This is a genomic window from Actinotalea sp., assembly GCF_041597215.1.
Classification (GTDB): Bacteria; Actinomycetota; Actinomycetes; order Actinomycetales; family Cellulomonadaceae; genus Actinotalea.
Window position 1 is genome coordinate 1 of the sequence record NZ_JBFHHB010000123.1, and the last position, 9,321, is coordinate 9,321.

Annotated in this window: 9 protein-coding genes; 1 reads left to right on the forward strand and 8 read right to left on the reverse strand. The window is 71.1% G+C overall.

The genetic code is table 11. The annotated features are described in order from the left end of the window. Nucleotides 1–590: dihydrofolate reductase family protein (locus ABWK99_RS09880; RefSeq protein WP_372594532.1), on the forward strand; the 590-nt coding region annotated here is incomplete at its 5' end. Between the two features lie 155 nt (nt 591–745). On the opposite strand, the gene ABWK99_RS09885 is transcribed toward ABWK99_RS09880, so the two are convergent. The 8 genes from ABWK99_RS09885 to ABWK99_RS09920 form a co-directional block, all read right to left on the reverse strand. Next, entirely contained in the window at nt 746–3,067 is a 2,322-nt protein-coding gene (locus ABWK99_RS09885; RefSeq protein ID WP_372594533.1) for a bifunctional (p)ppGpp synthetase/guanosine-3',5'-bis(diphosphate) 3'-pyrophosphohydrolase, read from the reverse strand. Nucleotides 3,068–3,126: 59 nt separating this feature from the next. Then, nucleotides 3,127–3,651, reverse strand: a complete 525-nt coding sequence (locus ABWK99_RS09890; protein WP_372594534.1) for an adenine phosphoribosyltransferase — start codon at nt 3,649–3,651, stop codon at nt 3,127–3,129. Further along, nucleotides 3,648–4,757 (reverse strand): protein translocase subunit SecF, encoded by a 1,110-nt coding sequence (gene secF, locus ABWK99_RS09895; protein ID WP_372594535.1) that lies wholly within the window; start codon nt 4,755–4,757, stop codon nt 3,648–3,650. The genes ABWK99_RS09890 and secF overlap by 4 nt, the downstream gene beginning before the upstream one ends. Next, entirely contained in the window at nt 4,757–6,448 is a 1,692-nt protein-coding gene (gene secD, locus ABWK99_RS09900; protein ID WP_372594536.1) for a protein translocase subunit SecD, read from the reverse strand. The genes secF and secD overlap by 1 nt, the downstream gene beginning before the upstream one ends. 57 nt (nt 6,449–6,505) lie before the next feature. Then, complete coding sequence (gene yajC / locus ABWK99_RS09905; RefSeq protein WP_372594537.1) at nt 6,506–6,964, reverse strand: preprotein translocase subunit YajC; 459 nt, start codon at nt 6,962–6,964, stop codon at nt 6,506–6,508. Nucleotides 6,965–7,056: 92 nt separating this feature from the next. Next, a complete protein-coding gene (ruvB, locus tag ABWK99_RS09910) occupies nt 7,057–8,094 on the reverse strand; it encodes a Holliday junction branch migration DNA helicase RuvB (protein ID WP_372594538.1) in 1,038 nt (345 codons plus the stop codon). Then, nucleotides 8,087–8,698, reverse strand: coding sequence for a Holliday junction branch migration protein RuvA (gene ruvA, locus ABWK99_RS09915; protein WP_372594539.1), 612 nt, complete (start codon nt 8,696–8,698; stop codon nt 8,087–8,089). The genes ruvB and ruvA overlap by 8 nt, the downstream gene beginning before the upstream one ends. 112 nt (nt 8,699–8,810) lie before the next feature. Beyond that, on the reverse strand, nt 8,811–9,321 hold a 511-nt coding region (locus tag ABWK99_RS09920; RefSeq protein ID WP_372594540.1), incomplete at its 5' end, for a crossover junction endodeoxyribonuclease RuvC.

The following is a 9,321-nucleotide window of genomic DNA, read 5'->3' on the forward strand; positions in this document are numbered from 1 at the left end:
CCCCCCTCCGCACGGAGGGCTCCATGGGCAGGCTCATCTACGCGGCCAAAATCTCGCTCGCCGGCTTCCTCGACGACGAGGCCGGTGCGATCGACTGGTCGGTGCCGGACGAGGACGTGCACGCGTTCTGGAACGCGCACGAGCGGCACATCGGCACCTCGCTCTACGGGCGACGCATGTACGAGACGATGCGCGTCTGGCAGGACGACGACTGGCTGGCGGACGCGCCCGCAGTGGTCCGGGAGTACGCCGAGATCTGGCGCGGCACCGACAAGGTCGTCTACTCCACCTCCCTGACGGAGGTCTCGACCGCGCGCACGAGGCTCGAGCGGCAGTTCGATCCAGACGCGGTGCGGCGTCTGAAGGAGAGCTCCGACGCGGACCTGAGCATCGGAGGCGCCGGCATCGCCGCGGAGGCCTTCCGGCACGGTCTGGTCGACGAGTGCGTGCTGCTCCTGTGCCCGGTCCTGCTGGGCGGCGGCAAGCCGGCGCTGCCCCGGGGCGTCCGGCTCGACCTCGAGCTGCTGGACCACCGGCGGTTCGACAACGGCGTGATCGCGGTCCGGCACGCCGTGCGTCACCCCGACTGACGCCCGCGCCGCACCGTTCCGCCGACGACCGCCCTGAGATCGCAGGTTCGACGCGAGATCGCCGGTTCGTACAGGCGATCTCGCGTCAGACCGGCGATCTCGACCCCGGAGCGCCGGCTCAGCGGTCGCGGTGGGCGGGACAGACGACGCCGGCCTCAGCCGACGGTCAGCTCGGCCGCCTTGGACCCGGTGATGCGGTAGACGTCGTACACCCCGTCCACCTTGCGCACCGCCGCGAGCACGGAGTTCAGGTGCGTCGTCTCCGCCATCTCGAACACGAAGCGCGAGATGGCCACCCGGTCCCGCGAGGTGGAGACCATCGCGGACAGGATGTTCACGTGGTGGTCGGACAGGACCCGGGTCACGTCGGAGAGCAGCCGGCTGCGGTCGAGCGCCTCCACCTGGATCTGGACCAGGAAGACCGAGCCGGAGCCCGCATCCCACTCGACCTCGATCATCCGTTCCGGCTGCTCACGCAGGTTGACGACGTTGGCGCAGTCCGTCCGGTGCACGCTGACCCCGGCACCGCGCGTGACGAAGCCGATGATCTCGTCGCCGGGGACCGGGGTGCAGCACTTGGCGAGCTTGGCCCACACGTCGGAGACGCCCTTGACACGGACGCCCGCCTCTCCCGTCCGCGAACGGTGGACGGTACCGGGACGCGTGCTCTCGGCGATGTCCTCCTCCGCGGAGGACTCCCCGCCGATCGACTGCACGAGCCGCTGGACGACGGTGCTCGCAGCGACCTGGCCCTCACCGATCGCCGCGTAGAGCGCGGAGACGTCGGCGTAGCGCATCTCGTTCGCCAGGGTGACGAGCGCCTCGTGGGACAGCAGCCGCTGGAGCGGGAGGTTCTGCTTGCGCATCGACTTGGCGAGGGAGTCCTTGCCGTGCTCGACGGCCTCCTCGCGACGCTCCTTGGAGAACCACTGGCGGATCTTGTTCCGCGCACGGGGGCTCTTGACGAAGGCGAGCCAGTCCCGGCTCGGGCCGGCGGACTCCGCACGCGAGGTCAGCACCTCGACGACGTCGCCGTTCTCCAGCTGGGAGTCCAGTGGGACGAGCCGGTTGTTGACCCGGGCGCCCATCGTGCGGTGCCCCACCTCGGTGTGCACCGCGTAGGCGAAGTCCACCGGCGTCGAACCGGCGGGAAGGGCGATGACCTCGCCCTTGGGGGTGAAGACGTAGACCTCGGAGCCGCGGATCTCGAAGCGGAGGGAGTCGAGGAACTCCGAGGGGTCGGCCGTCTCCTTCTGCCAGTCCACGAGCTGACGCAGCCACGCCATGTCGCTGGAGGCGTCGCCCGTGGCGCCCGGATGCTTCGCGTTCTCCTTGTACTTCCAGTGCGCGGCGACGCCGTACTCGGCGCGACGGTGCATGTCGTACGTCCGGATCTGGATCTCGACCGGACGCCCGCCGGGGCCGATCACCGTCGTGTGCAACGACTGGTACATGTTGAACTTGGGCATCGCGATGTAGTCCTTGAACCGGCCGGGGACCGGGTTCCACCGCGCGTGCAGGGCGCCGAGGGCTGCGTAGCAGTCCCGCACCGACTCCACGAGCACCCGGACCCCGACGAGGTCGTGGATGTCGGAGAAGTCGCGCCCGCGGACGATCATCTTCTGGTAGATCGAGTAGAAGTGCTTGGGGCGGCTGCTCACCGTGCAGCGCACCTTCGCGGCCTTGAGGTCCTCGTTGACCTGCTCGCGCACGGTGTTGAGGTACTCCTCGCGTGCCGGGGCCTGCTCGGCCACCAGGTGCACGATCTCTTCGTAGATCTTCGGGTAGAGGGTCGCGAAGGAGAGGTCCTCCAGCTCCCACTTGATGGTGTTCATGCCGAGCCGGTGGGCCAGCGGCGCGTAGATCTCCAGGGTCTCCCTGGCCTTGCGCTCGGCCGAGGCCGCAGGCACGAACTTCCACGTGCGGGCGTTGTGCAGGCGGTCGGCCAGCTTGATCACCAGGACCCGGATGTCCTTCGCCATCGCCACGACCATCTTGCGCACCGTCTCGGCCTGCGCGGCCTCCCCGTAGACGACCTTGTCCAGCTTGGTCACCCCGTCGACGAGCATCGCGATCTCGTCGCCGAAGTCGGAGCGCAGGCTGTCGAGGGAGTACTCGGTGTCCTCGACCGTGTCGTGCAGGAGTGCAGCGGCAAGGGTCGGGGGCGTCATGCCGAGCTCGGCGAGGATGGTCGCCACCGCGACCGGGTGGGTGATGTACGGGTCGCCGCTGCGCCGCACCTGGCCCCGGTGCGCGCGGTCGGCCGTGACGTACGCCTTGGCGATGACGGACACGTCGGCCTTGGGGTGGTTGGCCCGGACGGCGATGAGCAAGGGCTCGAGGATGGGCGAGTTCGTGGACGAGGGGCGCGTGCCGAACCTCACGAGGCGCTGGCGGACCTTGGACGCGCTCCCGCCGTCCCCGCCGGAGCCGTTCTCGGACGTCGCGGGGACCGGTGCCACCTCATGCTCCGCCATGGCCACCTCCCGTTCGCGCATCATCCTACGGGCGTCACGCAGCCGCGCCGTGCTGCCTGTCAGTAGGCGAGCATCGCCTCGACGGGCACGCCGTCGAGCTTCGACCTGCCTTCCAGAGCCAACAGCTCCATGAGGAAGCTCATTCCCACGACCTCGGCGCCTGCCCTGCGGAAGAGCTCCACCGTCGCGGCGGCGGTCCCTCCCGTGGCCAGGACGTCGTCGATCACCAGGACCCGTGAACCGCGGGCCACGGCGTCCCGGTGGACCTCCAGCACGGCGGAGCCGTACTCGAGGTCGTAGGCACCGGAATGGGTCTCCCTGGGGAGCTTGCCCTCCTTGCGCACGGGGACGAAGCCCACGCCGAGGGCGACGGCCACGGGCGCCCCGAGGAGGAAGCCGCGTGCCTCCATCCCCGCGACGAGGTCGACCGGCGGAGCGCTCTGCGCCAGGGCCGCGACGACCTCGGCGAAGAGCGGGCCGTCCGCGAGCATCGGGGTGATGTCCCGGAAGGTGACACCCGGCTGCGGGTAGTCAGGGACGTCGCGGATCCGCTCGCGGACCCGCTCGGCCAACGGTGCGTTCACGAGGTCCTCCCACCGGGGCGGGTGGACTTGCGCCGACGAGGCTGCGCCTGGTTGCCCAGGTGGTGCCCCGGGATCGCCGCGCCGACCCGGACGGGCTCGACCTCGGACTCCCCGTTGCGGGCGGCGGCCTCGGCGCGAGCTGCGAGCACCATGGCGGTGTGCTCCTTGATCGCCGGCTCACGCTCGCGAAGGCTCACCTCGAAGGGAGTCGCGATGAACACGGAGGAGAAGGTCCCGACGATGATGCCGAGGAACAGGGCCAGGGCGATGTCCCTCAGCGTCCCGGCACCGAGCAGGAAGGCACCGATGAAGAGGATGGCGCCGACCGGCAGCAGCGCCACGACCGAGGTGTTGATCGACCGGACCACGGTCTGGTTGACGGCGAGGTTCGCCATCTCCGCGTAGGTGAACCGCTTCTGCTCGGTGACCTTGCGGGTGTTCTCGCGCACCTTGTCGAAGACGACGACGGTGTCGTAGATCGAGTACCCGAGGATCGTCAGGAACCCGATCACCGTCGCCGGGCTGACCTCCCAGCCGACCCCCGCGTACAGGCCGACCGTGATGACCAGGTCGTGCATCAGAGCGACGAGCGCGGCCACCGCCATCCGCCAGGCGCGGAAGTAGATGGTCATGACGAGGGTCACCAGGACGAGGAAGACCACGAGTGCCCGCAGGGCCTTGCTCGAGACGTCCTGACCCCAGGTGGGCCCGATGAAGGTCGTGGAGATCTCCGTGACCGGGACCTCGTAGGCGGCGGCGAGGGCGTCGGCCACCGCGACCGTCTCGGTGTCGCTGAGCTTGGCCGTCTGGACCCGCACCGAGTCCTGCCCGATGGTCGAGACCCGGGCGACCTCGTCGGCCTTGACCGAGCTGACGGCGTCGAGCGCCGGCTGCTGCTCGAGGGTGGCAGCGTTCGAGATGGTGAACTCCGAGCCACCCTTGAACTCGATGCTCGGGTTCAACCCGCGCACCAGGAGCAGCAGCACCGAGATCGTGAGCACGACCGCCGAGATGGTGTACCACCGCCGGCGGTGCGCGACGATCCCGTAGGAGGTGTGGCCGGTGTAGAGGTCGGCACCCCAGCGGCTCATCCGCGTGCTGGCCATCAGGCGTCCTTCCCGTCGGTACCCGCTTCGCCTGCGGCGCGAGCAGCCGCCTTGCGCTCGGCGATCGTCATGCGCTGGTCCCCCGCGGCGACCGCCACGCCGGCCGCGTCGGCGGCGCTCGGCCCGCCGGGAGCGGCGACCCGCCCACGACCTGCGTAGCGTGCGCCGGTGGTCAGCTGGCTCGGGTCGAGACCGGAGAAGCTGTGCCCCTCGGCGAAGAACCGCGTCCTGGCCAGCAGGGTGAGCGCCGGGTGGGTGAAGAGGAAGACCACCACGAGGTCCACGAGGGTCGTCAGTCCGAGCGTGAAGGCGAAACCACGCACCCCTCCGACGGCGAGGAAGTAGAGCACCATTGCCGCGAGGAAGTTCACGGCGTCGGACGCGAGGATCGTGCGTCGCGCCCGGACCCAGGCGTGCGCCACGGCTGCCGGAAGGGACCGGCCGTCGCGCAGCTCGTCCCGGACACGTTCGAAGTAGACGATGAACGAGTCGGCCGTGATGCCGATCGCCACGATCAGTCCCGCCACACCCGGGAGGCTCAGGCGGTAGCCCTGCGTCCAGGAGAGCAGCGCGATCAGCCCGTAGGTGATACCACCGGCGACCACGAGCGAGGCGATCGTGACGATCGCCAGCCCGCGGTACTGCACGAGCGAGTAGAGCCCGACGAGTGCCAGTCCGATGAGCCCGGCGAGGATCCCTCGCTGGAGCTGCTCGGAGCCGAGGGTCGCGGAGATCGACTGCTCGCTCTGCACCTCGAAGGTCAGCGGGAGCGCACCGAAGTTGAGCTGCTGCGCCAGCGTCGCCGCGCTCTCGCGGGTGAACGTCCCGGAGATCTGGGCCTGGCCGCTCGGGATGATCTCGTTGATCCGCGGGGCGGAGATGACGAGCCCGTCGAGGACGATGGCGAACTGGTTGCGCGGGGACTCCAGGTCCACCAGCCGGGTGGTGACCTCGCGGAAGTCAGCGGTGCCCTGGCTGTTGAAGTCCAGGGAGACGATCCAGGTCGTCCCCACCGCGCCGGTCGAGGTGGTCTCCAGACCGGAGCTCGCGTTCGAGATCTCGTCCCCGCTGACCTCTGCCGGGCCGAGCACGTACTTCGTCGTGCCGAGCTGGTCGCAGGCGATGATCGGCTCGGTGATGTCGCCGCTCGCCGTCGTCCCGCCGGTGAGGTTCGCCGGGTCGGTGCAGTCGAACGCCGCGAAGTCGTCCAGGACGTCCTGGGTCAACCAGGCGAGGTCGCTGCCGTCGGCCGGCGTCCCGAGGTCGGCCGCAGCGGTCTCGGGGTCCGAGACCGTCGGCGCACCGTCCTTGATCACCGCCCGGAAGTACATCTGCGCGGACTGCCGCACCAGGTCGAGAGTCGCCTGCGAGGGCGTCCCAGGGATGCCGACGACGATCTGGTTGTCGCCCTGGCTGGTGATCTCGGCCTCGGCGACACCGGAGGCGTCGATGCGCTGGCGGATGATGTCGATCGCCTGGGAGATGGTCTCCGCGGTGACCTTCGCCTCATCCTCCGCGATGGGCTTGAGGATGAGCTGCGTACCGCCCTGGAGGTCGAGCGCGAGCTCGGGGACCAGGGAGCCGTCCGACCACCGCGCCCCCGAGAACAGGGCGCCGAAGAGGGCGATGACCAGGACACCGAGCGTCACCAGGGTGCGCACGGGCCGTTCACGGCGGGTCGAAGTGGCCAACGGTTCGTCTTCTCTCGTGAGCTGGGGCCGGACACACGTCCGCCGGCCCGGTGGTCCTCAGCGGCGGGGTGCGTCGTCCTCGCCGGGGTCGGTGGTCAGGCTGGACGCGTCGTCCGGGACGTCGACCTCGAGCTCGTCCGAGGTCTCGGCGTCCGCGCCGTCCTCGTCCTCGTACTCCTCGTCGTCCTCGTACTCGTCCTCGTACTCGTCGTCCTCGTACTCCTCGTCGTCCTCGAACTCGTCGTCAGCATCGACCGGCGGCTCGACGATCTTCGCGACGGCGGCCAGGAGCCAGCGGCTCTCGATCCCGGGGCTCGTCTCGAGCACGACGGCCTCCTCGTCGACGGAGACGACGGTGCCGAAGAGACCGGAGCCGGTCATGACCTGGCGGCCGGGGACGAGGTTCTCCTTGAGCTCCTGGGCAGCCTTCGCCTGGCGCTTGCGCGTGCGGTTCGAGGAGTAGATGAGGAGGCCGAAGACCCCAGCGAGCATGAGGGGCAGGAGGAGCTGATCCATCGGTACTGTCACGTCCTTCGTCTTCGGGGCCGCGCAGAGTCTACTGACAGGCGCGTCCCAGCCCTAACGCCGCACGGGCGCGCCGGGTTCCCTCATTCGAAGAGCAGCCCGTCCTGGGCAGGAGGGACGAGCCCGAGGTGCTGCCAGGCCCTGCCGGTCGCGACCCTGCCCCTCGGGGTCCGGCCGATGAGTCCTTCCCGGACCAGGAACGGCTCGGCCACCGTCTCGACCGTCTCGGGCTCCTCGCCGACCGCGACCGCGAGGGTCGTCAGCCCCACCGGCCCGCCGCCGAAACGCTCGCAGAGCGCGGTCAGCACCGAGCGGTCGAGACGGTCGAGGCCGAGCTCGTCCACCTGGTAGACCTCCAGCGCCGCGCGCGCCGCCGCCAGGTCGAGGGTGCCGTTGCCCCGGACCTGCGCCCAGTCCCGCACCCGGCGCAGGAGCCGGTTGGCGATCCGCGGCGTCCCCCGCGACCGCGAGGCGATCTCGCTCGCCGCCTGGGCGTGCAGCTCGACACCGAGCAGCCCTGCCGAGCGGACGAGCACCTGGCGCAGCTCGTCCTCCGCGTAGAAGTCCAGGTGCCCGGTGACCCCGAACCGGTCCCGCAGGGGCGCCGGGAGCAGGCCCGCCCGCGTCGTGGCGCCGACGACGGTGAACGGCGGCAGGCTCAGGCCGATGGCATTCGCCCCCGCACCCTTGCCCACGACGACGTCGACCCGGAAGTCCTCCATGGCGACGTAGAGCAGCTCCTCCGCCGGGCGCGCGATGCGGTGGATCTCGTCGAGGAAGAGCACCTCGCCCTCCTCGAGCGAGGAGAGCACCGCCGCGAGGTCGCCGGCGTGCTGGATGGCGGGTCCGGAGGTGATCCGCACCGCCGTCCCGAGCTCCGCAGCGATGATCATCGCGAGGGTCGTCTTGCCGAGCCCCGGCGGGCCGGAGAGGAGGACATGGTCGGGGGCACGGCCTCGACCCATCGCCGCGTGCAGCACCAGCTCGAGCTGCTCGCGCACCACCCGCTGCCCGACGAACTCGCCGAGGGTGCGCGGGCGAAGGGCCGCCTCGGCCGCGCGCTCGAGGTCCTCCGCACCCGGAGCGACGATGCGCTCGGTGGTGATCTCGTCCTCAGCCACGTGCACCGCCGAGGGTGCGCAGCGCGCTGCGCAGGACGGCCGCGACGTCCGTCACCGGCTCCTCGTCGGGGGCGACCCCGTCCACGGCCGTCTGGGCGACCTTGAGGGTCCAGCCGAGGCCGACCAGGGCCTCGACGACCTCGGCGCGGCGATCGCCCGAGGAGGGCCCCGGCCGTTCGGCGGCACTCCCCTCGGTCGCTCCCGGCGCCCCGAGGCGGTCGGCGAGCTCCAGGACCAGTCGCTGGGCGCCCTTGCGACCGATCCCGGGCACGCGCTGGAGCGCGGCGAGGTCCTCGCCCGCGACGGCGCGTCTCAGGCCGTCGGGGCTGTGCACGGCCAGCATCGCCAGGGCGAGGCGCGGTCCGATCCCGCTCACCGTCTGCACCGTCTCGAAGACGTCGCGCTCGTCGTCGTCGGCGAAGCCGAAGAGGGTCAGGGAGTCCTCGCGGACCACGAGCGAGGTGGCCAGTCGTTGCTCCTCCCCTACCCGGAGCCCTGCGAGGGTGGTCGGCGTCGCGTGGACCAGCAGGCCGACTCCCCCGACCTCGAGCACGGCAGCGTCCAGCCGGACGGCCAGGACCTGCCCGCGCAGCGTGGCGATCACCGCGACTCCCTTTCCACCGAGGGAACCGACGCGACCGAGGCGCGTGGTCCCGCGGACGACCCCGCGGCCGCCCGAACACCTGTACGAGTCGCAACGCTAGCAAGCACAGGGCTCAGCGGTGCCCCCGGCGCGCCGCGGCCTCCGCCGCGGCCCAGGCGCGCTGCGCGGACGTCGCTGAGGTCCGCCGGCCGGCGTCCGCCCCTGCCGGGCCCACGCCTGCCGGGCCCGCAGCGCCTGAGCCCGTCGCCCCGGACGCCGTCGGTCGCCACAGGTGGCAGATCGCCAGGGCGAGGGCATCGGCGGCGTCCGCCGGTCGCGGCGCCACGTCGAGCCCGAGGATCCGGGTGACCATCGCGGTGACCTGGGCCTTGTCGGCCCGCCCGTTGCCGGTGACCGCCGCCTTGACCTCGGACGGCGTGTGCAGGACGACGGGGATGCCTCGACGTGCTGCCGCGGCCATCACGACCCCGGAGACCTGCGCCGTGCCCATGACGGTCCGGACGTTGTGCTGGGCGAAGACCCGCTCGACCGCGACCGCGTCCGGCTCGTGCCGGTCGAGCCAGTCCTCGAGCACGGCGCCGATCACCGCGAGACGCACGGCCGGGTCGTCGTCGACGGACGAC